The following is a 26,524-nucleotide window of genomic DNA, read 5'->3' as shown; positions in this document are numbered from 1 at the left end:
ATGGGACTTGATGTGGGCGACGAGCTCCCGGACCTCGAACTGACTGGCGCGGACGGTCCGATCCGGTTGCGCGATTATGTCGGCAAGCCGCTGGTGCTGTATTTCTACCCCAAGGACGACACCGCCGGCTGCACCCGCGAAGCGCAGGATTTCAGCGCGATGGCCGTCGAGTTTGCCCAGGCCGGTGCGGCCTTGCTCGGCGTGTCGAAGGACACGCCCGCCAAACACGCCAAATTTGCCGCCAAATACGGGCTGACCGTCCCGCTCGCGAGCGACGAGCAGGAAGTGATCGAAGCCTTTGGCGCGTGGGTGCCCAAAAAGCTGTACGGCCGCGAATATATGGGCATCGACCGCTCGACCTGGCTGTTCGATGCGACCGGAAAACTGGTCAAGGCATGGCGCAAGGTGAAGGTGCCCGGGCATGTCGAGCAAGTGCTGGCGGCGGTGAAGGAGCTGGGATGAGCCCGATGAGGGCATGATGACGGTCACCATCGCCCAAGCGGTCCGCTCGGTCCTGCTCACCGCCGACCCCGCGACCAAGGTCAAGCGCGCGCGGCAGGTCGTGCGCGACTGGCGGAGCGGCAAGTTCGCGCACGCTTTCGATTTCGCGATGCCCGATCGCCCGGCGCGTCCGGCCGAGCCCGAATTGCTCCCGCCCAACCGCATGCCCCGGCGCGGCAAGGGCGGGTCGGAGCGCGGGCGGATCGCGCTGATCCACGCGCTCGCACATATCGAGTTCGTGGCGATCGACCTGGCGTTCGATATGGCGGGGCGGTTCGGCGACCGCTTTCCACGCAGCTTCGTCGACGATTGGTTCGCGGTCGGCGCCGATGAAGCCATGCACTTCGCGCTGCTCGACCGCCGCTTGCGCAGCCTCGGCAGCCGTTACGGTGCGCTCCCCGCGCATGCTGGCCTGTGGGAGTCGGCGGAAGCCACCGCGCACGATCCGCTGGCGCGGCTGGCGGTGGTGCCGATGGTGCTCGAAGCGCGCGGACTCGACGTCACGCCCGCGACGATCGAGCGCTTTGCAGCTGCCGGCGACACCGCGACCGCGCGCATCCTCGACCGCATCTTCCGCGACGAAATCCGCCACGTCGCATATGGCACCAAATGGTTTGAAAGTGCGTGCAACGACTTGAATCTGACGCCCGAATCACACTGGCAGGCACTCGTCACTCGCCACTTTCGGGGCGTGCTGAAGCCGCCATTCAACGACTCGGCGCGCGAAGCTGCCGGTCTGACCCGCGATTTCTACGCGTCTATTGCATGAAAACGACAGTCGGGCAGGGAAGGTTCCCATAACCGGGCGCGGAGGGGCTGGGTCCGGACGTTCATGCAATCAGATCGCCGTGACGTGCGGTGATCGTCGCCAGGGCCACCGGGGACAGATGATCAACATTTCAGGTTTGCGCGGCGCGCTCGCGCGGTTGGGCCAACATTTCAAGACTCGCGATTTCATCTTCCACGATGGCCGCGATCTGCGGCGTTTCTCGATCGCCGGGCGAACCCAGGCCGCTCTCGCCGCCGCCGGTGCGGTGACGTTGGTGTTTTCGGCCTATGGTGTGGCGCAGGCCGGCGCGAGCGCGATCGCACTGACCGGGCTGACTGAAGCGCCGCTGTCGCCGCAGGCCAAGGTCACCAAGATGCAGGCCGAAGTCGCCGACATGCAGGCGAAGATCCAGCAGATCAAATACGTCGCCGACGTCCGCGCCAAGCGAGTCGAGGCGCGCCAGGCGATGATCGCCGCCGCGCTTAACGGCCAGGGCAATGTCCAGCCGGTCGCGTACCAGCCGATCGACGCCAAGGCCGCCGCGCTCGCCGCCGACGTCGTCGCGCCGCTCGCCCGCGTTGAAACCGCGCAGGTCGGGCTCGCGATCAAGGCGCGGATTACCACCGAAAAGCGCTATCTCGCCGTTGCCGAGCGCGCTCGCTCGCTCGGGATCGACCCCGCCCGTTTTCAGTCCAAGCCGGCCGCAATGGGCGGGCCGCTGATTGCCGCCGACAGCGCCGAAGCCGCCGCCGACATGGCCGCCGACGCGCAATTCCGCGCGCTGTTCCAGACCTGGAAGAAGCTCGACACGCTCGAGGACGGGCTGATCTCGATCCCGTCGGTTCAGCCGATCGCCAACATGAGCTTCACCAGCAATTTCGGCATCCGTAGCGACCCATTCCGCGGCACCGCGGCGTTCCATCCGGGCGTCGACATCCAGTGCAAGACCGGGACCCCGGTCTATGCGACCGCGGACGGCATGATCGACAAGGCCGAGCGGTCGGGCGGTTACGGCAACATGGTCGAGATCGATCACGGCCGCGGCATCCAGACTCGCTTCGGGCATCTCTCGAAGATCCTCGTCACCGCCGGCCAGCATGTGAAGCGCGGCCAGCTGATCGCTTTGTCGGGCTCGACCGGCCGCTCGACCGGCCCGCACCTCCATTACGAGGTCCGTATCGACGGCCGCGCGGTCAACCCGATGCCGTTCCTGACCACCGCCGATTATCTGACCGCGCTCAAGAGCCCGCAGCTCAACACCGTCCCGGTCAGCACCGAGACCTCGGACGACAGCGCCGACTGATTTTGACGCCTTTTGGGGAGAGGATGGGCCGCGCCGGGGGTAACTCGGGCGGCCCTTTTCTTTGGCGCATTGCCCCACGGGCTACGCGCGCCTATCTCCGCGGCATGGCCACGATCGCTGCCGATATCACGCTGACCCCCGCCGCCGCGAAGCGCGTGGCGTGGATCGCCGAGCGCCAGCACAAGCCGGCGATGCTGCGGCTGTCGGTCGAAGGCGGCGGCTGTTCGGGGTTCCAATACAAGTTCGGCCTTGCCGAGGCGTCCGAGCCGGGCGACACGATCGCCGAGACCGATGGCGTCCGGCTGGTGGTCGACGATATGAGCCTCGACCTCGTGCGCGGCTGCGCGGTCGATTTCGTCGACAATCTCGGCGGCGCGCATTTCACCGTCGACAACCCCAACGCGGCGTCGGGCTGCGGGTGCGGCACCAGTTTCTCGGTTTAGCGCTTGATGACGGTGCCGGCCCGCTACCCCACCCGGCCTCCCCAATCAGGATATTCTATGGGAGGCCGGGTGGGGGAGCGGGCCGGCACCGCGATAGACAGGGACTCCGCGTGAAAATCGTCACCTACAACGTCAACGGCATCAAGGCGCGAATCGAACGGTTGGTCGAATATCTGGCCGAGGTGCAGCCCGACGTGGTGTGTCTCCAGGAGATCAAGTCCGCCGACGAAGGCTTCCCGATCGATACGATCCGCGCCGCCGGCTATGGCGCAGTGTGGCACGGCCAAAAAGGGTTCAACGGCGTCGCGGTGCTCGCCAAGGGGCAGGACCCGGTCGAGCGCCATCGCGGCTTGGCCGGCGATCCCGACGACGAGCATAGCCGCTATCTCGAATGCGAGGTCGACGGCGTGGTGATCGGCACGATCTACCTGCCCAACGGCAACCCGCAGCCGGGGCCGAAGTTCGACTACAAGCTTAAGTGGATGGATCGCCTAGCCGATCACGCGCGCGATCTGCTCGCCGAGGAACTGCCGGTGGTGCTGGCGGGCGACTACAACGTCATTCCGAACGACGACGACACCTTTTCGGTCCGCGCGATGCAGCATGACGCGCTGATGCAGCCCGAAAGCCGCGAGCGCTATCGCGCCTTGCTCGCGCAAGGCTGGACCGACGCGCTGCGCACGCGATATCCCAAAGGCGGGATCTGGACATTCTGGGATTATCAGGCGGGGGCATGGCAACGCGACGCCGGGTTCCGCATCGACCATCTGCTGCTGTCGCCGCTCGCCGCCGACCGGTTGCTCGACGCGGGAGTCGACAAGCAATATCGCGGGCGCGAGAAAGCAAGCGACCACGCGCCGACCTGGATACGCTTGCGTTGAGGCGCGCGCTGGTCCTCGCCGGGCTGATCGTCGCCAGTCCGGCCTGGGCCGACGATCAGGATCGCGATTACTGCCCGGCGCGTCCGGGCCTCGGGACGCCCGCCTGCACGATCTCGCCAGGTCGGGTGTCGGTCGAGACATCGCTGGCGGATTGGTCGCTCGACAAGCAACCCGGCGAGCGCACCGACACGGTGCTGATCGGAGATACCCAGCTGCGTATCGGGCTCAGCGACAGCGTAGAGGCGCAGATCGGCTGGACCCCGGCCGGATTCGTCCGCGACCGCACCGGCAGCACGATCGATCGCGTGACGCGCACCGGCGACGTGACGCTGGGGCTAAAGGCCAATTTCGCGCATCCCGACGGCAAGGGCTTTTCGATCGCGGCGCAACCGTTCGTGACGCTCCCGGTCGGCCGCACGCCCATCGGTGCCGGCGATTGGGGCGCGGGGCTGGTGGTGCCGATCACTTACGACCTGTCCGACAAGGTAAATCTCGCAGTGACCCCCGAAGTCGACGTCGCGGTCGATCAGGACGGCCACGGCCGCCATTTCGCGGCGAGCACCGTGGTTGGGGTCGGCTTTGCGCTCAACGACAGGCTGACGCTGACGGTGGAGGGCCAGGCGATCCGCGACGACGATCCCTCGGGGAAGTCGACCCAGGGTCTCGCCTCGGCGTCGCTCGCTTACATGGCCAGCAAGGATTTGCAGTTGGATGTGGGCGGTGTCGCGGGGCTGACGAAGGATGCGCCTGACGTGGAACTGTACGCGGGCGTGTCGAGGCGATTCTAACTCCCCCCGGCAAGCGGGACGGGAGTGAAGCTCAGATCGCCTTTTCGTAGATCTGGTACACCTTGTTGACTTGGGCTTCGATCGCGTCGGCGATCGCGTTCATGCCCTGATTGTCGTCGAGCACCCAGCCGATCTCGCCGCGCTGGGCTCCGTAGCGGGTGATCGCCGCGCGGCGGATATATTCGATCATCATGAAGGCGAGCTGGCTGGCGAGCCGCGATGCCTGCAACTCCTTGACCACGCCCATCAGGGGCACCCGCATCGTCTTGACCTTGGGTTTGCGCAGCCAAAGCAACAACTTGGCCCAACCGAACGGCAGCAAATTGCCGTTGAGCGGCTTGATCGCTTCGTTGAGGTCGGGGAGCGTGATCATGAACGCCACCGGCTTGCCGTCATATTCGGCGATGCGGATCAGGTCGTTATAGACGATGGGTTTCAGCATCACGCCGATGTCGTCGATCTCGGGCTGGGTGAACGGCACGAACCCCCAATTGTCCGACCAGGCGTCGTTGAGAATGTAGAGGATGATCGCCGCTTCCTCGTCGAACTTGGACTTGTCGACTTCGCGGATGCGTATGCGCTCGTTGCGCTCGCCCATCTGGACAATGCGCTGGATCAGCGGCGGGAAATCCTTGGTAACGTCGAGGTCGTAGGTCTTGACCTGCTTGACAGGCTTGTACCCGGCGCCCTCGATCCAGGCCTGATATTCGGGCTTGTTGTGCCCCATCATGATCGTCGGCGGATGATCGAAGCCCTGGATCAGCAGCCCGGGCTCCTCCCAGATCGACGCGCTGATCGGGCCGAGCACGCGGTTGGTGCCCTGGTCCTTGAGCCAGCCTTCGGCGGCGGCGATCAGCGACTTGGCGGTGTCCGCGTCCTCGGCGTCGAAATAGCCGAACTGCCCGGTGCCGGGACCGAACCCCTGATCGGCGGGCATTTCGAGCGCGAGCGTGTCGATATGCGCGGAAATCCGCCCGACGACACGGCCATCTCGCTCGGCGAGGTACAATTGCTGCTTGGCGTGGCTCAGCCAGCCGTTCTTGCCCGGGATCAGCTTCTTGGTCGCGTCGCCCTTGAGCGGCGGCACCCAGTTCGGGTCGTCCTTGTAGAGCCGGAACGGCAGATCGACGAATTTCTTGAGGTCGGCGCCCTTCGTCTCGATCGGTCGGATGGTCACTGGGCCGGGCATCGTCACCTCGCTGAGCTAAGTCGCCGCTGGGTAGGGGAGGGCTGCGGGTTCGACAATCCCGAACGCGCGGGTTCCGCATTTCCGACCGAACGACCGCCCAGCTCCACCGTTGTTTGGTTTGCCACCGTATCGCCACTATATCCCGGCAATGGCCCAACCCATGGAAACCGTTGCGACCTTCGACCGTCCGGCTGCCGGCGCCGCTACGGCTGCGCCCAAGCGGCGGCCGGTCGATGACGACAAGGCGATGCTCAAGGCCGCGGCCGACCTGACGCGCGATCTCAACGTGCCGCGGCCGGCGATCTATTGGAGCGACATGCTCGCCTCCGCGGTACTGGGTTATGGTGCGCTGGCCGCGGCGATTCTGGCGCCGTCAATGGGCTGGACGATCGTTGCGGGCGTGGTGGCCGCGCTCGCGCTCTATCGCGCCGAAAGCTTCATCCACGAGCTCACGCACATCAAGCATGCCGCGGTGCCGGGCTTTCGGCTCGGCTGGAACCTGATCGTCGGCATTCCGCTGCTGACGCCGAGCTTCATGTACGAAGGCGTCCACAACCTCCACCACGCGCGCACGCGCTACGGCACCGCGGAAGATCCCGAATACCTTCCGCTCGCGCTGATGAAGTGGTGGACGCTGCCGGTATTCATCCTGATATCGGCGCTGGCGCCGGTCGCGCTGCTCGTCCGCTACGCGATCCTGACTCCGCTATCGGCGGTGATCCCGTCGCTGCGTCGAGTCGTCGTCGCGCGCTATTCGGGGCTGCAGATCAACCCGTCGTTCCGCCGTCGCCCGCCCGAGGGACCAGCGCGCGCGCTGTGGCACCGGCTCGAAGCGGGCGCGAGCATCTATGCGATCGCGTTGATCGCCCTGACCGCGACGGGCGTTATCCCGCTCAAGGCGTTCCTGATCTTCCTTGCGGTGACCTCGGGGCTGGCGGTGACCAATCAGGTCCGCACGCTGGTCGCGCATCTGTGGGAGAATGAGGGTGAGGCGATGAGCGTCACCGCGCAATATCTCGACTCGGTCAACGTGCCGCCGCCTGCGTTGCTGCCGATGCTGTGGGCGCCGGTGGGCTTGCGCTATCATGCGCTGCATCACTTGCTGCCAGGCCTGCCGTACCACGCGCTCGGCACCGCGCATCGCCGCATCACCGCCGCGCTCGACGCGGAGTCGGTGTATCACAAGGGCAATTACAAGGGGTTGCCGGTGCTGGCCGCGCGGCTCGCCAGAAGCACCGTCACGCGTCGCTGAAAATTGGGTTCCCGATCAGCGGCCGATCCGGGGCGCTTTTATAAACGTTACGATGGCCGAATGAGCAAAGCTCATGCCGTCGGTCGGCGCTGTAGCGCCGCCGGCCGGCGCGCCGCTTATCTCGATTTAGCGCGGCTAAATCTTGGCGGCGCTATTCCTCGGTCCGGATCAGCACCGCTTCGCCGATCATCAGGAACAGCAGGAACGGCGCCCAGGCGGCGAGGAACGGCGGGTAGGCGCCGAGATTGCCCATCGCCAGCGCGAAATTGTCGACGACGAAATAGGTGAAGCCGAGCGCCATGCCGATCACCGCGCGGATGAACAATTTGCCCGACCGCGCGAGACCGAACGCCGCGACCGCGCCGAGCAGCGGCATCAATACCGCCGATAACGGGCTCGACAATTTATGCCATAGCTCGCCCTCGTAGGACTTAGTCTGGCGCCCGGCCGCCTTGAGCGCGCTAACGGTGGATTTTAGCTCGAGGAACGACAGCCCCTCGGCATCGACGTTGGCGAGCGTGAACTGATCGGGGCGAACTCCGTCGGCGACAACCACCGATCCCATGTTGCTGAGCTGCCCGGTCGCCACGTCGAACTTGCGCGCCGGCCAGATGCGCCAGCCCTTGCCGTCGCGTTGCCCATGGTCGGCGGTGATCGTCGAGATCAGCCGGCCGGCCGCGTCACGGTCGTAGAAGGTGACGCCAACCAGCGTCGGGGCATCGGCGCCCTTTTTGACGCTCGTTACGTGGATCAGGTCTTCGCCTGCCTTGGTCCAGACGTTGCCGCGGTCGCCATGGTCGACCGGAACTTGCGCGTAATCGACCTTTTTCCAGGCATCGAGCGTTGCCGTCGCGCGGCTGACGATGCGATCGTCGAACGCGAAGCTGAGCGCTGCGACGCCGAACGCGGCGACGATCATCGGCGCCAGGATCTGGTGCGCCGACAGGCCGCTCGCCTTGAGCGCGATGACCTCCGAATTCTGGTTGAGCGTCGAATAGGTGATGATCGCGCCGAGCAGCACCGAATAGGGCAGGAACCGCGAAATGATCTGCGGCGTGCGCATGCTGATATAGCGCCAGACCTCGGCCTGACCGTTGCCGGGGTGCGCGAGGATCGTGCCCGATTCACTCAGCGCATCGAGGAACTGGAGCACGAGGACGAGCGCCGCGAGCACCGCGAAGGTGCGCACGATGAACGTCTTCGCCATGTAGAAGGACACCGTCCGCGACGGGAAGAATTGCATCGCAATCATGCCGGCGCTCCGATCGCGGGGGGCGTGGCTTCGTCGATGTCGTCATCGTCGTTGGGTGTGGTGAGCCGTCGACCGGGCAATCGGCGGCGCACCGCCTTCGATATCTTGGCGAACACGCGCTCGAGCGCGCCGATCGGCTGGCCGCCGGGCACGAAGGCGATCGTGTAATACATCCACCCCACCAACGCCGCGAAGATCGCGAACGGAACCCACAGCGCCAGGAATGGATCGATCTTGCCGAGCCCACCGACTGACTGGCCGTATTCGTTGACCTTGAAATAGGTCACGATGATCACGATCGCGAGGAATACGCCCAGCGCCGAGGTCGATCTTTTGGGCGGCACGCCGAGCGCGAGCGCGAGCATCGGCAGCAGGAACATCGCCGCGACCTCGGTCAGCCGGAAATGGAACGCCGCGCGGCTGGTATCGCGCAATTCCTCGTCATTGTTGGTCGGTCGTCCGAGCGCGGCGAGTTCGGGCAACGTGCGCTCGAGGTTCTTGCCGCCACGCGCGCGGAACTGCTCGTATTTGGGCAGCGGGATCGGCACGTTCCACAGATCGAAGCGCAGCACGCGTGGGACGGGAACCCCGACCTCGGTGCGCACCAGCGTGCCCTTGGTCAGCTGAAAGATGATCTCGTCGGGATTGGGGGTGCCGTAGAACTTGCCGCGCTCCGCGGTAACCGCGAGCGTGTTTCCCTTCCTGTCGGTCTGCTGGAGGAAGATACCGCTCAGCTCGCGGCCTTCGTCCTTGCTCTGCTCGATGCGCACGGTCGGGCCGTTGTTGGGAAAGGTGGTGAATTCCCCGACCTTGATCGACGCGCCCAGCGCCCCGGTGCGCAACTCGTAGCGCAGATTTTCGTAGGCGTAGCGCGACTTGGGCTGGACGTAGCCGACGATCGCCAGGTTCAAGATCGCGAGGACGACCGCATAGATATACGGCACCAGCAGCAAGCGGTGATAACTGACCCCGACCGCACGCAGCACGTCGAGTTCCGACGAAATCGCGAAGCGCCGGAAGGTCAGCAGGCACCCCAGCAACAGCCCGATCGGAATGCCGAGACCGAGATATTCGGGCAGCAGATTGGCCAGCATCCGCCAGATCACGCTGACCGGCCCGCCCTCGCTCGCGACGAAATCGAACAGCAAGCGAATGCGGTCGAGCACGAGCAGCATCGATGCGATCACCAGGTTGGCGAACAGCGGCACCGCTATTGCCCGCGCCATGTAACGGTCGATCGACAGCATCATCTGGCGGCTGACGAGAAAGCCCGCGCATTGTCAACATCAAAGGCGGTTATGCGGCGGCTGGTCGCGGTGACGCGTTGCGGCTCGGCTATTCGGCGGCGATCTGATCGGTCAGCGGGCGATCGACCTGCACCGCATCGACGATCGCGCGTTCGAGCCCGGCGATCGTGAACGGCTTGCGCAGCACCGGGCGCCCGCCGAAATCCGCCGCCGATCCGTCGCCGGCATAACCGGTGACGAACAGCACCGCGAGGTGGGGGTAGCGGTCGAGCAGCCCCGCGACCATTTCGGGGCCGGTCTGGCCGGGCATCAGTACATCGGAGACGATCAGATCGAACGGGCCGAGGTCGTCGACGATCCGCGGCGCGTCGAGTGGATCGGGGCAGGGGACGACATGGTGGCCGAGCTCCTCGAGCGCGCCCACCGTCGCGGTCAGCACGCGCGGATCGTCCTCCACCACCAGGATGCCGAGGCCCGTTATTGCGTGGATCGGCGCGCTCGCGGGCGCGGCGGCGTTCGTCTGGGTCGCAATGGCGCTCGTCGCATTGTGGCGCGGCAGATAGAGCGTGACGACAGTGCCTTCGCCCGGCGTGGATTCGATCGCGATCTCACCGCCCGACTGGCGAGCGAACGCAAATATCTGGCTGAGCCCGAGCCCGGTGCCCTGGCCCACGGGCTTGGTCGTGAAGAACGGCTCGAACACGCGGTCGAGCAATTCGGGCGCCATCCCGCAACCGGTGTCGGCCACCGCCACCGCAACATGGTCGCCGCCGAGGCAATGCCCGATCTGGCCGGGAGTCAGCGTCACCGCGCTGGTGCGGATCGACAGCCGTCCGCGCCCGTCCATCGCGTCGCGGGCGTTGACTGCGAGGTTGAGGATCGTGTTCTCGAGCTCGTGGCGGTCGGCCCAGATCCGCCAGCCCGACCCGTCGTCGACGCGCTCGACGGTGATCGCGTCGCCCAGCGTGCGGTCGAGCAGATCGGACATGCCAGCGATCGCATCGACCGGCTTGATCGGTTCGGGGTTGAGCGCTTCCTCGCGCGAGAAAGCGAGCAGCCGCCGAGTGAGCGCAGCGGCGCGATTGGCGCCCTCGGTGGCGTTGTCGAGGTGCTTGGCAACGCTCGCCGGATCACTGTCCAGCCCGCGCCGCGCGAGTTCGAGCCCGCCGAGCACGACCGCAAGCATATTGTTGAAATCGTGCGCGATGCCGCCGGTCAGCTGGCCGACGGCTTCCATCTTCTGGACCTGTCGGAGCTTGGCCTCCTGCTGGCCGAGCGCGCGCGTCGCCGCTTCGACCGCTTCCTCGAGCACGGCGGCACGTTCGCGCTCGCTGTCGGCCTCGACCTGCGCTGCCGCGCGTTCCTTGATCGCGGCGATGGTGAAGAAGCCCAGCACGATCGCGCAGAACACGATCAGCACGCCGAACACCGTCAGCACGCGCTGGATCGCGGTCGACCGGTCGACCGACGCTTTTGCCGCCGCGGTGCGCGCGTCGAGCAAGGCGTGCTCGGTCGCGATGATCGCTTCGAGCTGGCGGTCGATCTCGCGCAACGAGGCGGATTTGCCGGCTTCGTAATAGCGCGCATAGGCCTGGCGGTCCTTGCGATAGGCGGTGCTGAGCGCGGTCACCGACAATTCCGCGCTACGCGCCTGATACGCCGCGCGCAGCCGATCGATCGGCGCCTGTTGCGCGTGATTGTCGTCGGTGATCGAAGCCAGCCGGTCGATCTGGTCGCGGGCCTGGTCCCATTGATCGGCGAAATCGCGGCCATTGCCTTGATCGCCGCTGATCACGTAGCGGCCCAGCGCCGCCTCGGCGCGCGCGATTGTCCCCGACAGCGTGCGGGTCAGGATCATCACGTCGTAGCTGTGGCGCTGAAGCTGGAGCGCGCGGTCTCGCTGATCGTTGGCGTTCGACTGGACGATGACCAGCGCGACCAGGATCGCCGCGCCGAGCAGCGCCATTGCCGCCAGGGTCAGTCCCCGCCAGATTGCGCGCGCCTTGTCGACGAGCCGTGGTTCGGCGTCGCTCCCGCCCATCGCAACAGTGTAGCGAACCGGACGAATCGAGGGAAGCCGGAGCGTTCCCTCAACTGATCGCGTTTGTGATTCGTCCTGCCGCTTCGAACATCCCCAGCACCCGATCGATTTGCTCGGTCGTGTGCTCGGCGCACAGCGAGCAGCGCAGCAGGAACGTGCCCGCCGGGGTCGCGGGTGGGCGCGCCATGTTGACGTAGAGTCCGCTGTCGAGCAGCGCCTGCCACATCGCGACGGCCTGCTCCTGATCGTTCAGGATCACCGCGATGATCGCGCTGTCGGGGTTCTCGGTGCCGAGCCTGAAGCCGAGCTTGACCAGCCCCCCGTGCAGCTTCTTCGCATTCTCCCACAAGTGCGCGCGCTTGTTGTGCGCGTGCTTGAGCTTGCGGATCGACATCGCCGCGGTCGCGACGACCGAGGGCGGCAGGCTGGCGGTGAAGATGTACGGCCGGCAGGCGAGGCGGATCGCCTCGAACTTGGGGTGGTTCGATACGCAGAACCCGCCGACGGTGCCGACCGATTTGGAGAAGGTGCCGACGATGAAGTCGACATCGCCTTCGCAGCCCTGTGCTTCGTACACGCCGCGGCCGTTGGGGCCATAGAACCCCATCGAGTGCGCCTCGTCGCTGAGCACCATCGCCTTGTGCTTCTTGGCCGCCGCGACCATCTCCTTGAGCGGCGCGATGTCCCCGAGCATCGAATAGACGCCCTCAAGTACGACCAGCTTGCCCGCTTCCTTGGGCAAGCGGCCGAGGCGCTTGTCCAAGTCCTCAACGCTGTTGTGGCGGAACCGGACGATCTCGGCATAGCCCTGCTTGCAGCCGTCATAGATCGAGGCGTGGCTGTCGGCGTCGAGGATGACGTACTCGCCCTTGCCGGCGAGCGTCGAGATCATCCCGAGATTGGCCATGTAGCCGGTCGAGAAGACGATCGCGCCGGTGGTCCCGTAGAAATCGCGCAAGGCGTCCTCGACCTCGATATGGTCGCGGAAGGTGCCGTTGAGCATTCGGCTGCCATTGGTGCCCGAGCCGAACTGGTCGAGCGCGTCCTTGCCCGCCTGGATGACGTCGGGGTCGAACGTCATCCCCATGTAATTGTAGGTGCCGAGCAGGATCGTGTCCTTGCCCTTGATGACCGCTTCGGTCGGCGATTTGACCTGCTCCATCACGATCGCGAACGGATCGGTCACGCCGGTATCGATCAGTGCCTGGCGCTCGGCGATCAGTCCGTCGAACTTCGACATCAGGTCGGATTCGGGCGCCACCGCCGCGGGGTCGGTCGAAAGCCTGTCGCTGGTCATATCGGCGTCGGTCATGCGCTTACGCCTTCAGCTTCTGCACCGCATCGACCAGTTGGCCGACGGTCTCGATCTCGGCCTGCATGTTCATCGTGATGATGATGTCGAACTCGTCCTCGATCGCCGCGACGAAATCCATCACCGTCAGCGAATCCCATTCGAGGTCGTGCTGAAACGTCGTCGCATCGGACAGCGCGACGCCCTTCTTGTTGAACGGCTGGATCAGGCCGGTGACCTTGTCGAAAATGTCTGCGCGGTCGGTCATTTGCAGTTCCCCATTGTTGCCGCGGGCGGTGCCAGCCAATTGCGGCGGCTTTATAGCAAGCCTTGGGCGCGATACCATGCCGCGGTGGCGGCGAGCGCGGCAGGCGTGTCGGCCTGCGGGGCCCAGATGTCGCTGGGCGGCCGGGCATGGCTGGCCCAATCGCGGTGGCAGAAATAGCGGACCCGGTCGGCGGTGAGCTTGGCCTTCTTGCCGCGAAACAGGCGGTCGAGGCTGGACATGACGCGAAGCACGACCCGGGGAAGCGGAAGCGGCAGCACGCGCTTGCCCATCGCCGCGCCGATCGCGCGGGCAAGGTCGCGATGGTCCCAGCCGTCGGGATGACCATCGTCGGGCTCGACGATCGTCCGGGTGAGCGCGTTGCTGACCGGGAGCATCACCAACAGCCGCGCCAGGTCTTCGACCGCGATCACCGATGCTCGTCCGCCGGCCGGCGGCAGCGGCACCGCGTGCCATTTGGCGAAGCGGAACAGTTCGAGCATTTCCTGGTCGCGCGGTCCGAAGATCGCGGGCGGGCGGACGATCGTCCAGTCGAGGTCCGAGGCCATCAAGAGCTTGTCGGCCTCCGCCTTCGACCAGCCATAGTCGGACAGTCCCGGCTCGCGCGCCGCGAGCGACGAGACCTGGATGAAGCGCCGCACGCCCGCCACTTGCGCCGCGGCGATGACGTTGCGCGTGCCCTCGATATTGCCCGCAGCGAACCCCGCGCGGTCGGGCGCGTTTATCACCCCGGCGACGTGAAGCACGGCATCGGCACCCGCGACCAGCGTGGCGAGGGTTGCGGTGTCGTCAAGCGCCCCGGCAATCCAGGTCACCCCTTCACGTTCGGGCTGCGGCCGACGCGCGAGCGCACGCAGTTGGTACCCCGTCGCGAGCATCCGATCGATCACATGGCTGCCGACGAACCCGGTTCCGCCGGTCAGTGCGATGACGGTCATGCCATCACCATGTGATTGCGATGCACCAGCGCGGCGCGCGGGGCGTAGCCCAGGATCGCGGCCGCTTCGTCGCTGCGTTTCCCCGTCAGGCGTGCAGCGTCGGTAGCGTCATATTCGGCCAGGCCGTTGGCGACCACGCCCTCGGGCCCGGCAATCGCCACCCGATCCCCGCGCGCGAACCGCCCCTCGATCCGCACCGCCCCCGCGGGCAACAGGCTCTTGCCCTGCGCCAGGGCGGCCACCGCGCCGGCATCGACGTGAATCGTCCCGCGCACGCTCAGCCTCCCGCCGAGCCACGCCTGCCGCGCCGACGCCGACCGTTCGGCGGCGAACAGGGTGCCGCGCCCGCTTTCGGCGTAGCGCGCGAGCGGATGATCGACTCGCCCGTTGGCAACGGCGAGCAAGATTCCCGCGCGCGTCGCGATCTTCGCGGCTTGCACCTTGGAGATCATCCCGCCCGATCCCATGCCGGACGACGATCCGCCCGCCATCGCCTCGATCGCATGGTCGATGCGGGGAACCTGCTCGACCAGGGTCGCGCCGGGTTGCGCAGGATCGCGGTCGTAAAGCCCATCCACATCGGACAACAGCAGCACGCCTTGCGCGCCAGCCGCCTGCGCTACGCGCGCGGCGAGCCGGTCGTTATCCCCGAATCGAATTTCCTCGGTCGCGACGCTGTCGTTTTCGTTGATCACCGGCACCACGCCGAGGCCGAGCAGCCGCCCCAGGGTCGCCGCGGCGTTGAGATAGCGCCGCCGGTCCTCGAGATCGTCGAGCGTCACCAGCATCTGCGCCGCGATCAGCCCCTCGGCGGCGAGGCATTGGGCCCAGACCTGGCTCAGCGCGATCTGTCCTGTCGCCGCGGCCGCCTGCGCGTCCTCCAGGCTGGCGCGGCCGCCCCTTGCGAGCTTCAACCGCCGGGCGCCCAGCGCGATCGCCCCCGACGACACGACCGCGATCTGCTGCCCGGCCTTCGCCGCGATGGCGATGTCGCCGGCCAAACTCCCCAGCCACTCGCGCCGCACCTCGCCCTCGGGCGTCACCAACAGCGACGAGCCGACCTTGACGACGACACGCACGTTCGAAGGAGGAGAGAACAGTTGCATGGCGTCGTCCGTTAGCGTGGCAACGAGAACACGCCAATGCGGATCGCCAACCTCAGCCGAACAGTCTCCGAAACAGGCCGGTTGGTTTTCCCGAAGCTTGTCGGCGTGTAGGTATTTCACGCTCGACCCATTCGGGGTCGCCATCTGCAACGAAATAGGCCGGGTTCTTATTGGTCGATACGAAATCCGGCGAGGGGGTCTCGTTGAAATAGTCACCAGTGATTGGGCGGGCATCGGCCGCATTATAGGCCTCGTGCTGCATGAAGTCGGTCCGGCCGTTCATCACAAAACGCCTTCCATCGGGCATTTCGATGAGCGACGGCGAGAAGCCCATCCGCATTTCTTCGGCGCGACTGCTTGCTTCACGAACCCTGTATGCCAGAGCAAACTTGCTCGGCGATACGCGTTTGACCTCGCTCGCCAGCCTATAATCGAACCAATGCTCGACCGGCGCGCCGCGCTGGACACAAATTGCCGCGATTTCAATCGTCTCGCCCGTTGTTGTCTCGACCGAGCACGGCGTGACTCGTTGCCCGCGACCATTTCCATAAAGATCGGGCGGCGTCGGGCGAATAGCATCCAGACTCGCGGCGATTTCGGAAGGCAAGGTAATTGCCGCCTCGTTCCACCGCAAAATCAACGGCAACCGTTCCGGTAGGACATAAGTCATCAGCTGGGCCGAGTCGTCCAGGTGCCAAGGTTCGTTGCAGACTTTGCAACGATATAGGCTGCCGCGCCGAAGCGGCATCCATTCGACAAAGGCGTCGATATTGCGCTCGATCCCGATTTCGGCATGCTCGCGAGCGTAGGCCCAGTCGAAGGAAATCAGCCCGCCGGCGCCACATGCCTCGCACTGCCGGTTAGCGCCCAATCTCGATGTGCCTATAATCTGCATAGTCTGATGCGGCTGATCACACCGGCGACCATTCGATCGCGTCCTCGCCTTGGTCATCGGCCGCCACCGCGCCCTGTGCCGGGCCGATCGCGTCGAGCAATCTGTCGAGCGCCCAATCGACCCCGACGCCGCTCGCGCCCGAAATCGGGATGACCTCGGCGCCGCTCGCCTCTTCCAGTTCGGCGGAGAGGGCGGCGATCAGTTCGTCGTCGAGCGTGTCGATCTTGTTCAGCGCGACGACCACCGGCTTTTCGTCGAGCCCCGCGCCGTACGCGGCGAGTTCGTCGCGGACGATGCGATAGCTTTCGGCGACGTCCTCGTCGTTGGCGTCGACCAGGTGGAGCAGCACGCGGCAGCGCTCGATATGGCCGAGGAAGCGGTCGCCGATGCCGGCGCCTTCCGCCGCGCCGGCGATCAGGCCGGGGATGTCGGCGACGACGAATTCGCGCTGGTGATGGCGGACGACCCCCAATTGCGGGCGCGTGGTGGTGAAGGCGTACTCGCCGACCTTGGCCTGCGCGTTGGTGACCTGGTTGATGAAGGTCGACTTGCCGGCATTGGGCAGTCCGACCAGCCCGGCGTCGGCGAGCAGCTTGAGCCGTAGCCAGACCCAGGCTTCTTCGTGCGGCCAGCCGGTGCCGTGCTGGCGCGGGGCGCGGTTGGTCGAGGTCTTGTAGCTGGCATTGCCGCGCCCGCCGTCGCCGCCGCGCAGGAACGTCACGCGCTCGCCGCCCTTGGTCAGGTCGAGCAGCAACGTGCGGTCCTCGTCGTCCGCCAGGATCTGCGTGCCCACCGGCACCTTGATGACGAGATCGTCGCCGCCTGCGCCGGTGCGGTTGCTGCCCGATCCGCCCATCCCGCGCGGCGCGCGGAAATGCTGCGTGTAGCGAAAGTCGATCAGCGTATTGAGCCCGGCGACCGCCTCGAAGATGATATCCCCGCCCTTGCCGCCGTTGCCGCCGTCGGGGCCGCCATATTCGACGAATTTTTCACGACGGAACGACACCGCGCCGGGGCCGCCGGCGCCCGAGCGAACGAAGATTTTCGCCTGATCCAAAAAATGCATGGCGCGGCGCTTAGCGGTTTAGCACGGCTAAAGCGACACCGGGGTTAGCGGCGAGGCGCTGGCGGGGCTGGCGGAGGGGGCGGTTCGAAACCGGTCAGGTCTGCCGCCACGCACATGCCGTTTGCGCACAGCACGTTCGCGCGTTCGACCATCGCCACGATCCGGCTGAGCGTTGCGCAGTCCATCGAAGCGGTATCGATTACCAGCCGCGGTTGCGGATCGAGCCTTGTCGTTGCGAACAGGTAGAGCTGCACATGCTCCTCATCGACCGGCACGTGGTTCCAAGTGATGCGTCCTCGCTCGAAACGAAGCGTATTGTGTAACAGGCCCGCTTCGGGAACTCGGTCGCTCCAGTTGGAGGGCGGCGGGCAGGCCGTGATGCCCGGCGCCGCCGCCGACAGGAGGATCGCCGTCAGCATTATGACTGCGCTTCGGGGCCGCCGCCCGCAACCAACGCCTGATACGCCAGTTCTCGCGCGCGCTCGCGCGGCAACCCGAGCACGCGCGTCAGCGGCGCGCCGAACAGCGCATCGCCGAGCGCCATGATGACCAGTTGCAGCGTTTCGTCCTCGATCGGTAATTCATCGTGGTGATCGTCGCGCAGTTCGTCGACCAAGTCGTGGATCGCCTTCAGGATCGGGTCGAGCGCATCCTCGTTGCCCGACAGGATCATCCAGCTGGCAAGCGCTCCGGCGCCCCCGGTGTCGAATGCGTCGAACGCGAGATCGACGACCTCTCGCGGGTTGTGCTCGCCCGCGCGCTGGCGGAGGACGGTGTCCTTGATCGTGGTCGTGATGAACTCCGCCATCCGCTCGATCAGCGCGTGCTGCAGCCCCGCGGCCGAGCCGAAATGGTGGAGCAGATTGGCGTGGGTGCGCCCGATCCGCGCCGCGACCGCCTTCAATGTCACCGCCTGCGGGCCAAGCTCGACCAGCACGTCGCGCGCCGCATCGAGCGCTGCCTCGCGCGATTCCTCGGGCGATAGGCGGCGGCGGACGGGGAGGGGGGTAACCGACATGGCGCGTGTGTCGGCGGTTTGGGGGGGATTGGCAAGGATTCGCCAACGCCTCTCCCCTTGCGGGAGAGGATAGCGAAGCTTGCGAGCTTGCTCGCTAGCGCAGCTTGGAGAGGGGTGCGGCGCTTCGGCGCCGCGCGATTGCTACGCATTCGCTTACCCCTCTCCCAACTTCGACTAGGCAGCAAGCTGCCAAGTCTTCGTATCCCTCTCCCGCAAGGGGAGAGGGGTTTATGCCGCGATCGGCATTCGGCTCGGTTCCCCCTCGAACGTGAGTTCGAGCGTCGCGCACTCGACGTCGGTGCCGCGCGCCAGGCAGAATTGCTTGCCGCGTCCGACGGGGCGGAAACCGAGCTTGCCGAGCACCTTCGCCGAGTCGGGATTGTCGAGGAAATGCCGTGCGTTCAGGCGCTTCAGCCCGATCGCCCAGCGTGCGATCCCAAGCATCGCGTGCCCCGCCTCAGTCGCATAGCCGCGGCCCCAGGCGTCCGGCGTCAGCCAGTATCCGATCTCGTGCCCGCCCAGATCCTCGGCCGGATGCAGCCCGATCCCGCCGACCAGCCGCGGCGTCGCGCCTTCATGCGCGAGGATCGAGAGCGAGATGTCACCCTCGGCGCGCGGGCGCGCGAGCCAACCGGCGGCGTCCGCCTGGGTGTACGGCCACGGCACGCGCGACAGCCTGGTCACGACTCTTTCGTGCGCGATCGCTTGCGTGATTGCTTGCGCGTCCTCCGGCCAGTGGGGGCGCAACGTCAGTCTCTTGGTCCGCGCGAACATCTCACTCTCCGCCAGTTGCGGGCGCCCGTGCCACGCCATTGTGACTCGTTCGCCAACGTGGGTTGGAAAGGGAGCAAGAAAAAAGGGAGCCGGGGCGACCCGTCTCCCTTGTTTTGGATTTCGCTTGAAACCCCGGATCGCCCTGGTGGGCGACCCGGTTGGTCACCCGATGTTATTCGGCCGCAATCGGCATGTCGACCGAACAGAACTTTCGGCCAAGCTTGCCGTCGTGGAACACGACTCGGCCGTCGACGAGCGCGAACAGGGTATGGTCCTTGCCCATGCCCACGTTACGGCCCGGATAGAATTTGGTCCCGCGCTGACGCACGAGGATGTTGCCGGCGATGGCTTCCTGCCCGCCGAACTTCTTGACGCCGAGGCGGCGGCCGGCCGAATCGCGACCGTTGCGCGACGAACCGCCTGCTTTCTTATGTGCCATCTCTAACTCTTCCTCGTCTCGAACTTAGGCCTGGGCGGCTGCGGGGGCGTCGCCCTCGGCCTTCTTGGCGGCGGCCTTCTTGGGCGCCTTCTTCTCGGCCGCGCCGATCGCCACGATCTTCAGGATCGTGTGGTTCTGGCGGTGGCCGTTCTTGCGGCGATAATTGTGCCGGCGGCGCTTCTTGAACACAACGACCTTGTCGGCCTTCGCCTGCGCGATGATCTCGGCAGCTACCGTTAGGCCATCGACGCTCTTGAGTTCCGAGCCTTCGCCCGCGAGCAGCACGTCGCCCAAGGTCACCGACGACCCGGCTTCGCCGTCGATCTTCTCGACGACGATCTTGTCTCCGGCGGCGACGCGATACTGCTTGCCGCCCGTGCGCACGACTGCGAACATGGCTTTCATCACTTCCAAATAAACGGGCCCCGGCAAGCGACAGCCCGCCCGGGAAAGACCGGCCGCCTAAGCGAAGGGCAGCGCGGTGTCAACCGCCAGGGGGCCTGCGAAGCCTTCTTAGCCGTGTTGCCCGTCCGCCACACCAAATGTGCGTAATGAGCGGGTGCAGCATAACTTTATTGTTACATTTGAGTGACGGCATAAGGGTGCGTGCAGCGGTTGAGGGAAGAGAGGGCCCGATCCGCCTTGATGTTAGTCATATGGGGAATCGGTCATGCATCGCGCCATCATCTCATCGCTGTTCACCGTGTCCGCAATCGCGCTGGCGACGCCCGCCCTTGCGCAGGAAACGCCGGCCGGGCCGCAAGCGACCGCCGACCAGGGCTCGGACATCGTCATCACCGGGTCGCGCATTCCGGGGCGCACCGTCGCCGATTCGCCAGTGCCGATCGACATCATCGGCGGCGACCAGCTCGCCAATTCGGGCTTCACCGAAACCAACAAGGTGCTCAACCAGCTCGTCCCGTCGTTCAACTTCCCGCAGCCGTCGCTGACCGACGGCACCGATTCGCTGCGCCCCGCCACGCTGCGCGGCCTCGCCCCCGATCAGACGCTAGTGCTGGTCAACGGCAAGCGCCGCCACCAGGCCGCGTTGCTCAACCTCAACGGCTCGGTCGGCCGCGGATCGAGCGCAGTGGATCTGAATGAAATCCCGCCGATCGCGATCGACCGGATCGAAGTGCTGCGCGACGGTGCGTCGTCGCAATACGGCTCTGACGCGATCGCGGGCGTGATCGACATCGAGCTGTCGAAGAAAGTCGGAGTCAGCGGGTCGGTGACGTTCGGCAAATACGACACGACGATGGACGGCGTGTTCGACGTGACCGGCGTCGCCACCGGCGCCGGCGGACTGCCGACGGTTCTGACGGCGGGCAGCAATGCCCAAGCCGATGTCCTCCAGCTCAACAACGGCAAGGAGCGCCAGCGCCACGACGGCGATACGCTGACGCTCGCCGCGCGGGTCGGCTTGCCGGTCGGGCCGGGCGGCTATCTGACGCTGTCGGCGCAGTTCCGCGACCGCGATCCCACCAACCGCTCGGGTCCCGACCCGCGGCGGCAATATTTCACCGTCGGCGATCCGCGCGAGCTGACGATCGATCGCTTCACCCACGGTTATGGCGACGGCAAGGCGATCGACTACAACCTGTTCATCAACGCCGGGATCGATCTCGGGCCGGTGTTCCAGCTCTACACGTTCGGCAGCTACGGCATTCGCGACGGCATTGGCGCTGGCTTCTATCGCCGCTCGAACGACGTGCGCAATCGCGACTTCTCGGCGTCGACCACGGTGTTCGTGCCCTATTATGCCGACGGCTTCCTGCCCAAGATCCAGAGCCAGATCGAGGACGTGTCGGGCGCGGTCGGGATCAAGGGTGCGGTCGGCGGATGGAACACCGACCTGTCGGTGGTCTATGGTTCGAACCAGCTCGATTACCAAACGATCGACAGCTTCAACACCTCGATCGGCGGGGCGGCCTCGCCGCAGCGGTTCGATGCCGGCGGGATTTCTTTCGGCCAGACCACCGCCAACCTCGACGTCAGCCGCAAGATCGAAGGCACCGGGTTGTCGAGCCTCGGCGTCGCGTTCGGCGCCGAGTGGCGCAACGAGAATTTCAAGATCCGCCCCGGCAGCGTCGACAGCTACATCAACGGTCCGTTCAGCGCGAACGGCGCGGCCGGCGGCGCGCAGGTGTTCCCGGGCTTCCGGCCCAACAATGCGATCGACATCAGCCGCGACAGCTATGCCGGTTACGCCGAAGTCGATGCCGACATCTCGAAGGCGTTCACGCTCCAGGCCGCCGGCCGTTATGAGCATTTCAGCGACTTCGGCAGCACCTTGAACGGCAAGCTCGCGGCGCGGTTCGAGCCGATCAAGGGGATTGCGGTCCGCGGCTCGGTCTCGACCGGCTTCCGCGCACCGAGCCTCGCGCAGCAATATTTCGCGACCACGTCGACCAACAGCACGGTCGTCGGCGGCGTCGCGCAGCTGATCGAGGTCGGCACCTTCCCCGCGACCAGCCCGGTCGCGGTCGCGCTCGGCGGCAAGCAGCTCAAGCCCGAAAAGGCGCTCAACCTTGCGGGCGGGATCGCGCTCACGCCATTCAGCGGGTTCAGCTTCACCGCGGACTATTACAATATCCGCATCAAGGACCGCGTCGTGCTGACCGAGAATCTGACCGGTGCGGCAGTGGTCAGCTTGCTGGGCGCCGCGGGGATCACCAACGTCACGTCGGCGCGATTCTTCGTCAACGGCGCCGACACGCGCACGCAGGGGCTCGATATCGTCACGACCTATCGCGTGCCCGATTTCGGCGCGGGCAAGTTCGTGCTGACCGCGGGGTACAATTACAACGAGACCAAGATCATCCGGCGCGCCAACCTGCCGTCGCTGCCGGGGATCATCCTGTATGGCCGCCAGGAATCGTATCGCCTGACCGATGGCCAGCCGCGCACCAAGCTCAACCTTTCGGTCGATTGGGATCTCGGCAAGGTTGGCGCGACCGTTCGGACCAACCGCTACGGCACCGTCTGGACAGCCGCGAACGGATCGCTGACCGCGCCGCTCGGGACGGTGGCCGGCGATTTCGAGATGACGCCCAAATGGGTCACCGACGTCGAGCTGCGCGTCCACCCGATCGACGCCGTCACGCTGGCGGTCGGCGCGGACAACGTGTTCGACGTCTATCCCGACCGCTTGCCCACCGGCGGCGCGACCGGTGCTGCCGGGTTCACGCCGAACAGCTACTTCATCCCATACTCGCAGCTGTCGCCGTTCGGGTTCAACGGGCGGTTCCTGTACGGAAGGGTCGCGTTCAACTTCTAGCAGCGGGCGGCTTCGGATTGCGTGAGCAATCCGAAGACTCGCCACGGCGGGCTGCGAGGTCGCGCAAGCGACTTCGTCTGACGGTGTGACGCGATGAAACAGGGAGGGGGCTGCGGCCCTCTTTTCCTTGGCCGTACTACCGCCACGCCGTCAGACGGGACGAGCTACGCCCGCCCGCTGCCCGCCGTGGCGAGTCCGCGATTTGCTGTCGCAAATCGCCGCCCGCCCGCACCTAGTGCCGGTGCTCTCTGCGCAGGTTGTAGCGCCCATCGACCAAGCCGCTGAACAGGCCGTCGATCGCCGGATGATCGACCGGTTCGTCGCTATCGTCGTGGAGCAGATTCTGCTGGCTGACATAGGCGACGCAGCTCGATTCGTCGTTCTCGGCGAGCAAGTGATAGAAAGGCTGGTCCTTCGCCGGGCGCACCGCCTCGGGGATCGACTGGTACCATTCCTCGCTGTTGGCGAAGACCGGGTCGACGTCGAAGATCACCCCGCGAAAGTCGAACATGCGGTGGCGTACGACTTCGCCGATCGCGAAGCGCGCGGTGGCGACCGGCGGCATCGGCGCGCCGGCTTCGGACTGCAATTCGCGGGATTCGGTACGCGACATGTCGGCAATGTAGGGTTTCTGCCGCATCGCACAAGCGTGGCGCTTGCACGTGGCGAAGTCGTGCGTTAGGGCGCCGCCTTCGACCCGCCCCCGCGCCTTTCGGCGTGCGTTCGGTGAGGACCTGCCGACGCGGAGAGGTGCCAGAGTGGTCGATTGGGACGGTCTCGAAAACCGTTGTGCCGCAAGGTACCGTGGGTTCGAATCCCACCCTCTCCGCCATGGCCGTTCAGCTCTGATGTAACGGGACCAGGCGCGGGTGATGGCTTCGTCGCCTGGCACCAGCTTCAGCGTTCGAGCGGAGCGGATCATTACGGCTGCGACTGACTAGCGCAACAGACCAGTGCTCCAATCTACCCGGGATCGACCCGTATATTATTGAATGCCGCAAAAGCCGTAGTGCTCGGCACGCACAAAGCCACGCACAAAGCCACGCACAAGGCGAAGTTCCAGTCCGATTCGGACTTTTTGTCCTTCATTCGCCAATTGAGTTCCGCTCGGCGGTATGTTCGTAGCGAACAGTGGCTTTCGGCCAACACTAAATAAATATGTCAAATTCTTTCTCATTGGGGGATTGACCGACTCGACTCGGATATGCCCCATTACGGGACAGTAAAGGGGGCCTATGTCGGGACTTATTGATTCAGCGACCGCAGTAATGCGGGGATCGTCAGCGCGAGTCGATCGCGCCGCGGTCAACGTCGCCAACGCGTCGACGCCGGGGTTCAAACGGCAATTGCGCGCAGGCGACGCGGACGGGTTCGGCGCCACCCTGGCGCGCGTGCGGGTCGACCTTGCCGCCGGTAAACTGGTCGAGACCGGACGCCCGCTCGATCTGGCGATCGGCGGGCCGGGGTTCTTCGAGCTGCGCGCGGGCGACCGGATGGTCTATTCGCGCCAGGGCAATTTCACGCTCGATCCCGAGGGCAAGGTCGTGACCCCGCAGGGTTATGTGCTGCAGCAAGCCGGCGGGGGCGACCTCGTGCTCGACAGCGCAGCAGTCAAAATCGACGCGGACGGCACGGTGACCGACGGCGACAAGCCCGCCGGCCGTATCGCCGTGTTCGGCACGGCGGTGCCTGAAGATGCGACGCCGATCGATGGCTCATTGTTCTCGATCGCCGGGGACGCCGCAGAACCGCTTTCGACGCCGTCGCTGCGTCAGGGCGCGACCGAATCCTCGAACGTATCGCTGGGAGACGAAATGACTTCGATGATGTCGGCGCTGCGCGGCGCCGAAACCGGCGCGCGCCTGGTGCAAGTCTATGACGATCTGATGGGCAAGGCGATCGGCACGTTCGGGCAGGTCGGGCGATGAACGGCGCCTTCTACGTCGGCGCGGTCGGGCTGCGCGCGCAGGAACGTGCGCTCGATATCGTCTCCAACAACATCGCCAACGTGAATACGCCTGCGTTCAAGCGAACCGATGTGCGCTTCTCCGCCATGCTTGCTGCGCGCAACGACCCCGATGCGCCGGTCAGCAGCCCCGACGACGCGCTTGCCGCGGCCGGCGTGATGGCCTCGGCCGCACCCGCGCTCGACGAAGCGGGCGAACTGCAGTCGACCGGGCACGCGATGGATATTGCGATCCGCGGCCGCGGCTTCATCGAACTGATGGGAGCCGACGGGCAGACCATGTTGTGGCGCGGCGGCACGCTCAAGGTCGGCGACGACGGCATGCTCGCGGCGGCGGACAGCGGCTTGGCGCTGAAGGCGGCGATCACCGTGCCGGCGGACGCCACCGCGGTGACGATCGACACCGACGGGACGGTCCGCGCTACCACCTCGACCGACGCCGATCCGGTCGAAATCGGCAAGATAGGCCTGGTCGTCGCCGACGATACCAGCGGGCTGAGCGCGGTCGATGGCGGGCTCTATCGCACTGACGACGAGACTCGATTGAAGGACGCGGTGGCGGGGGAGGACGGCTCGGGCGCGCTCGTTCAGGGCTCGATCGAGCGCTCCAACGTCGACATGTCGAGCGAGATGATCGAACTGTTGATGGTACAGCGCGCCTACGCCGCAAACGCCCAGATCGTCCAGGCGGCCGATCAGTTGATGTCGATCGCCAACGGATTGCGGCGCTAGGATGATCGCGCTTGCCGTGATGGCCGCCGCAATCGGCGGAGCACCGGTCGTGCTGACCGATCGCGCGTCGATCGCGGTGTCCGGGCGCGCGATCCGGCTGCGGGACGTCGTTGCCGGGCGGTACGCCTTGGGCGCAGCGGGGGCGATCGAGATCGCGCGAATTCCCGCCGGGGCGGTGCGCCTGACCTTGTCGCGCCGGATGATCGCCACCATCGTCCGTCGCATGGTCCCCGGCCTCACGGTGACGGGCGCGAACGCCGGGACGATCGAGTTTCGCGCGCCCCCGATAGCCCGCCGTGCGCCTGGCAACGCAAGCGACCTGCCCAAGCCGGCGATTGCGCGGGGCGAGGCGATGACGTTCGCGGTGCGAGTCGGGCCGGTGACCGTCGAGCGCCCGGTCGCGGCGATGCAGCCGGGCCGTGTCGGCCGGCGCGTGTTCGTTCGCGATACGGCGGGCAATGTCTTTTCGGCACGGCTTTCGGAGACCGCACGATGAAGCGCGCAGCATTCGTCTTGGTCACGCTGGCGATGCTGCCGTTCCAGGCGGCCGCCGACGACCTTTACAAGCGCAACAATTGGTCGGCGATGAGCGCCGATCGCCGCGCCAGTGCGGTGGGCGACCTGTTGACCGTGGTGGTCTACGAGAATTCGGAATCGAGCAATACCGCCAAGAGCGACTCCAGCCGCAGCACGAAGATCGGAGGATCGGTTTCCGGCGGCTCGCTCAACGAAAGCGGCAATCTTCAGATCGGCGGCGGCTATACCGGCGGGGGCGGGGTCTCGCGCAGCGACAAGTTGGTCGCGCAGATCACCGTCCGGATCGTCGGGGTGCTGGCCAACGGCGACATGCTGGTGTCAGGGCAGCAGACGATGAAGATCAACGGCGAAAGCACGCTGATCGGGATCGAGGGCCGAGTCCGCGCCGACGACATTACCGGCGACAATCGGATCCTGTCGAGCCGAGTCGCGGATGCGAAGATCATCTATGACGGCAAGGGCTTCGTCGCGCGTAGCGCCAAGCCGGGGCTGATCGCCCGGGTATTCCGCTTTCTGGGGCTCGGTTGAGG

The 26,524-nt window shown here is 66.0% G+C and carries 28 protein-coding genes and 1 tRNA gene; 13 read left to right on the top strand and 16 right to left on the bottom strand.

Annotation, left to right across the window (positions count from 1 at the left end; all coding sequences use genetic code 11):
- The 6 genes from VH326_RS14955 to VH326_RS14930 all read left to right on the top strand — a co-directional run bounded on the left by VH326_RS14955 (nucleotide 1) and on the right by VH326_RS14930 (nucleotide 4,685).
- Entirely contained in the window at nucleotides 1-462 is a 462-nt protein-coding gene (locus VH326_RS14955; RefSeq protein WP_329632639.1) for a peroxiredoxin, read from the top strand.
- A gap of 16 nt (nucleotides 463-478) precedes the next feature.
- Nucleotides 479-1,270 carry a ferritin-like domain-containing protein gene (locus VH326_RS14950; RefSeq protein ID WP_329632638.1) on the top strand — a complete coding sequence of 264 codons (792 nt, stop codon included), beginning with the start codon at nucleotides 479-481 and terminating at the stop codon, nucleotides 1,268-1,270.
- 118 nt (nucleotides 1,271-1,388) lie between these two features.
- Nucleotides 1,389-2,573, top strand: a complete 1,185-nt coding sequence (locus tag VH326_RS14945) for a M23 family metallopeptidase (RefSeq protein WP_329632637.1) — start codon at nucleotides 1,389-1,391, stop codon at nucleotides 2,571-2,573.
- Between the two features lie 104 nt (nucleotides 2,574-2,677).
- Nucleotides 2,678-3,016 (top strand): iron-sulfur cluster insertion protein ErpA, encoded by a 339-nt coding sequence (gene erpA / locus VH326_RS14940; RefSeq protein ID WP_329632636.1) that lies wholly within the window; start codon nucleotides 2,678-2,680, stop codon nucleotides 3,014-3,016.
- Nucleotides 3,017-3,126: 110 nt separating this feature from the next.
- The gene (xth, locus tag VH326_RS14935; protein WP_329632635.1) at nucleotides 3,127-3,897 is read left to right on the top strand and encodes an exodeoxyribonuclease III; all 771 of its coding nucleotides are present in this window, start codon (nucleotides 3,127-3,129) and stop codon (nucleotides 3,895-3,897) included.
- Nucleotides 3,894-4,685: a transporter gene (locus VH326_RS14930; protein ID WP_329632634.1), complete on the top strand. Its 792-nt coding sequence runs from the start codon at nucleotides 3,894-3,896 to the stop codon at nucleotides 4,683-4,685. Before xth ends, VH326_RS14930 begins: the two co-directional genes overlap by 4 nt.
- A 31-nt stretch (nucleotides 4,686-4,716) precedes the next feature.
- Here VH326_RS14930 and VH326_RS14925 read toward each other — a convergent pair whose 3' ends face one another.
- A complete protein-coding gene (locus tag VH326_RS14925; protein ID WP_329632633.1) occupies nucleotides 4,717-5,874 on the bottom strand; it encodes an N-acetyltransferase in 1,158 nt (385 codons plus the stop codon).
- Between the two features lie 148 nt (nucleotides 5,875-6,022).
- Between VH326_RS14925 and VH326_RS14920 the strand changes: the two genes are divergently transcribed.
- Nucleotides 6,023-7,126, top strand: coding sequence for a fatty acid desaturase (locus VH326_RS14920; RefSeq protein ID WP_329632632.1), 1,104 nt, complete (start codon nucleotides 6,023-6,025; stop codon nucleotides 7,124-7,126).
- 151 nt (nucleotides 7,127-7,277) lie between these two features.
- Here the strand turns inward: VH326_RS14920 and lptG are convergent, their stop codons facing one another.
- The 14 genes from lptG to rplU all read right to left on the bottom strand — a co-directional run bounded on the left by lptG (nucleotide 7,278) and on the right by rplU (nucleotide 19,875).
- Nucleotides 7,278-8,378 carry an LPS export ABC transporter permease LptG gene (lptG, locus tag VH326_RS14915; protein WP_329632631.1) on the bottom strand — a complete coding sequence of 367 codons (1,101 nt, stop codon included), beginning with the start codon at nucleotides 8,376-8,378 and terminating at the stop codon, nucleotides 7,278-7,280.
- A complete protein-coding gene (lptF, locus tag VH326_RS14910; protein ID WP_329632630.1) occupies nucleotides 8,375-9,625 on the bottom strand; it encodes an LPS export ABC transporter permease LptF in 1,251 nt (416 codons plus the stop codon). Before lptF ends, lptG begins: the two co-directional genes overlap by 4 nt.
- A gap of 88 nt (nucleotides 9,626-9,713) precedes the next feature.
- The gene (locus VH326_RS14905) at nucleotides 9,714-11,666 is read right to left on the bottom strand and encodes an ATP-binding protein (RefSeq protein ID WP_329632629.1); all 1,953 of its coding nucleotides are present in this window, start codon (nucleotides 11,664-11,666) and stop codon (nucleotides 9,714-9,716) included.
- Between the two features lie 49 nt (nucleotides 11,667-11,715).
- Entirely contained in the window at nucleotides 11,716-12,978 is a 1,263-nt protein-coding gene (gene spt / locus VH326_RS14900; RefSeq protein ID WP_329632628.1) for a serine palmitoyltransferase, read from the bottom strand.
- A 4-nt stretch (nucleotides 12,979-12,982) separates the two neighbouring features.
- Entirely contained in the window at nucleotides 12,983-13,225 is a 243-nt protein-coding gene (locus tag VH326_RS14895) for an acyl carrier protein (protein ID WP_329632627.1), read from the bottom strand.
- 50 nt (nucleotides 13,226-13,275) lie between these two features.
- Nucleotides 13,276-14,181: an SDR family oxidoreductase gene (locus VH326_RS14890; RefSeq protein ID WP_329632626.1), complete on the bottom strand. Its 906-nt coding sequence runs from the start codon at nucleotides 14,179-14,181 to the stop codon at nucleotides 13,276-13,278.
- The gene (gene proB, locus VH326_RS14885; protein ID WP_329632625.1) at nucleotides 14,178-15,287 is read right to left on the bottom strand and encodes a glutamate 5-kinase; all 1,110 of its coding nucleotides are present in this window, start codon (nucleotides 15,285-15,287) and stop codon (nucleotides 14,178-14,180) included. Before proB ends, VH326_RS14890 begins: the two co-directional genes overlap by 4 nt.
- Before the next feature lie 52 nt (nucleotides 15,288-15,339).
- The gene (locus VH326_RS14880; protein ID WP_329632624.1) at nucleotides 15,340-16,182 is read right to left on the bottom strand and encodes a hypothetical protein; all 843 of its coding nucleotides are present in this window, start codon (nucleotides 16,180-16,182) and stop codon (nucleotides 15,340-15,342) included.
- Nucleotides 16,183-16,198: 16 nt separating this feature from the next.
- Nucleotides 16,199-17,248, bottom strand: coding sequence for a GTPase ObgE (obgE, locus tag VH326_RS14875; protein ID WP_329632623.1), 1,050 nt, complete (start codon nucleotides 17,246-17,248; stop codon nucleotides 16,199-16,201).
- 44 nt (nucleotides 17,249-17,292) lie between these two features.
- Entirely contained in the window at nucleotides 17,293-17,667 is a 375-nt protein-coding gene (locus VH326_RS14870; RefSeq protein ID WP_329632622.1) for a hypothetical protein, read from the bottom strand.
- Nucleotides 17,667-18,266 (bottom strand): TetR/AcrR family transcriptional regulator, encoded by a 600-nt coding sequence (locus VH326_RS14865; RefSeq protein ID WP_329632621.1) that lies wholly within the window; start codon nucleotides 18,264-18,266, stop codon nucleotides 17,667-17,669. Before VH326_RS14865 ends, VH326_RS14870 begins: the two co-directional genes overlap by 1 nt.
- Before the next feature lie 228 nt (nucleotides 18,267-18,494).
- Entirely contained in the window at nucleotides 18,495-19,079 is a 585-nt protein-coding gene (locus VH326_RS14860) for a GNAT family N-acetyltransferase (protein WP_329632620.1), read from the bottom strand.
- A 133-nt stretch (nucleotides 19,080-19,212) separates the two neighbouring features.
- Nucleotides 19,213-19,479 (bottom strand): 50S ribosomal protein L27, encoded by a 267-nt coding sequence (gene rpmA / locus VH326_RS14855; protein WP_329632619.1) that lies wholly within the window; start codon nucleotides 19,477-19,479, stop codon nucleotides 19,213-19,215.
- 24 nt (nucleotides 19,480-19,503) lie between these two features.
- Nucleotides 19,504-19,875 carry a 50S ribosomal protein L21 gene (rplU, locus tag VH326_RS14850; protein ID WP_329632841.1) on the bottom strand — a complete coding sequence of 124 codons (372 nt, stop codon included), beginning with the start codon at nucleotides 19,873-19,875 and terminating at the stop codon, nucleotides 19,504-19,506.
- Between the two features lie 274 nt (nucleotides 19,876-20,149).
- Here rplU and VH326_RS14845 point away from each other — a divergent pair, with 274 nt between their 5' ends.
- Complete coding sequence (locus VH326_RS14845; protein ID WP_329632618.1) at nucleotides 20,150-22,759, top strand: TonB-dependent receptor; 2,610 nt, start codon at nucleotides 20,150-20,152, stop codon at nucleotides 22,757-22,759.
- Nucleotides 22,760-22,991: 232 nt separating this feature from the next.
- Here the strand turns inward: VH326_RS14845 and hspQ are convergent, their stop codons facing one another.
- A complete protein-coding gene (gene hspQ, locus VH326_RS14840) occupies nucleotides 22,992-23,324 on the bottom strand; it encodes a heat shock protein HspQ (protein WP_422663734.1) in 333 nt (110 codons plus the stop codon).
- A 179-nt stretch (nucleotides 23,325-23,503) separates the two neighbouring features.
- On the opposite strand from hspQ, the gene VH326_RS14835 reads away from it, so the two are divergent.
- The 5 genes from VH326_RS14835 to VH326_RS14815 all read left to right on the top strand — a co-directional run bounded on the left by VH326_RS14835 (nucleotide 23,504) and on the right by VH326_RS14815 (nucleotide 26,522).
- Nucleotides 23,504-23,591: transfer RNA gene (locus VH326_RS14835), tRNA-Ser, on the top strand.
- Between the two features lie 403 nt (nucleotides 23,592-23,994).
- Nucleotides 23,995-24,687 carry a flagellar hook basal-body protein gene (locus VH326_RS14830; protein WP_329632616.1) on the top strand — a complete coding sequence of 231 codons (693 nt, stop codon included), beginning with the start codon at nucleotides 23,995-23,997 and terminating at the stop codon, nucleotides 24,685-24,687.
- A complete protein-coding gene (locus tag VH326_RS14825; RefSeq protein WP_329632615.1) occupies nucleotides 24,684-25,457 on the top strand; it encodes a flagellar hook-basal body protein in 774 nt (257 codons plus the stop codon). Before VH326_RS14830 ends, VH326_RS14825 begins: the two co-directional genes overlap by 4 nt.
- Before the next feature lies 1 nt (nucleotide 25,458).
- The gene (locus VH326_RS14820; protein ID WP_329632614.1) at nucleotides 25,459-25,953 is read left to right on the top strand and encodes a hypothetical protein; all 495 of its coding nucleotides are present in this window, start codon (nucleotides 25,459-25,461) and stop codon (nucleotides 25,951-25,953) included.
- Nucleotides 25,950-26,522 (top strand): flagellar basal body L-ring protein FlgH, encoded by a 573-nt coding sequence (locus VH326_RS14815; protein ID WP_329632613.1) that lies wholly within the window; start codon nucleotides 25,950-25,952, stop codon nucleotides 26,520-26,522. Before VH326_RS14820 ends, VH326_RS14815 begins: the two co-directional genes overlap by 4 nt.
- The last annotated feature ends 2 nt before the right edge of the window (nucleotides 26,523-26,524 follow it).

This window comes from Sphingomonas sp. (assembly GCF_036269755.1).
Taxonomy (GTDB): domain Bacteria; phylum Pseudomonadota; class Alphaproteobacteria; order Sphingomonadales; family Sphingomonadaceae; genus Sphingomonas.
The sequence above is the reverse complement of the archived record's forward strand: the minus strand, read 5'-3'. Positions and strand labels throughout refer to the sequence as shown.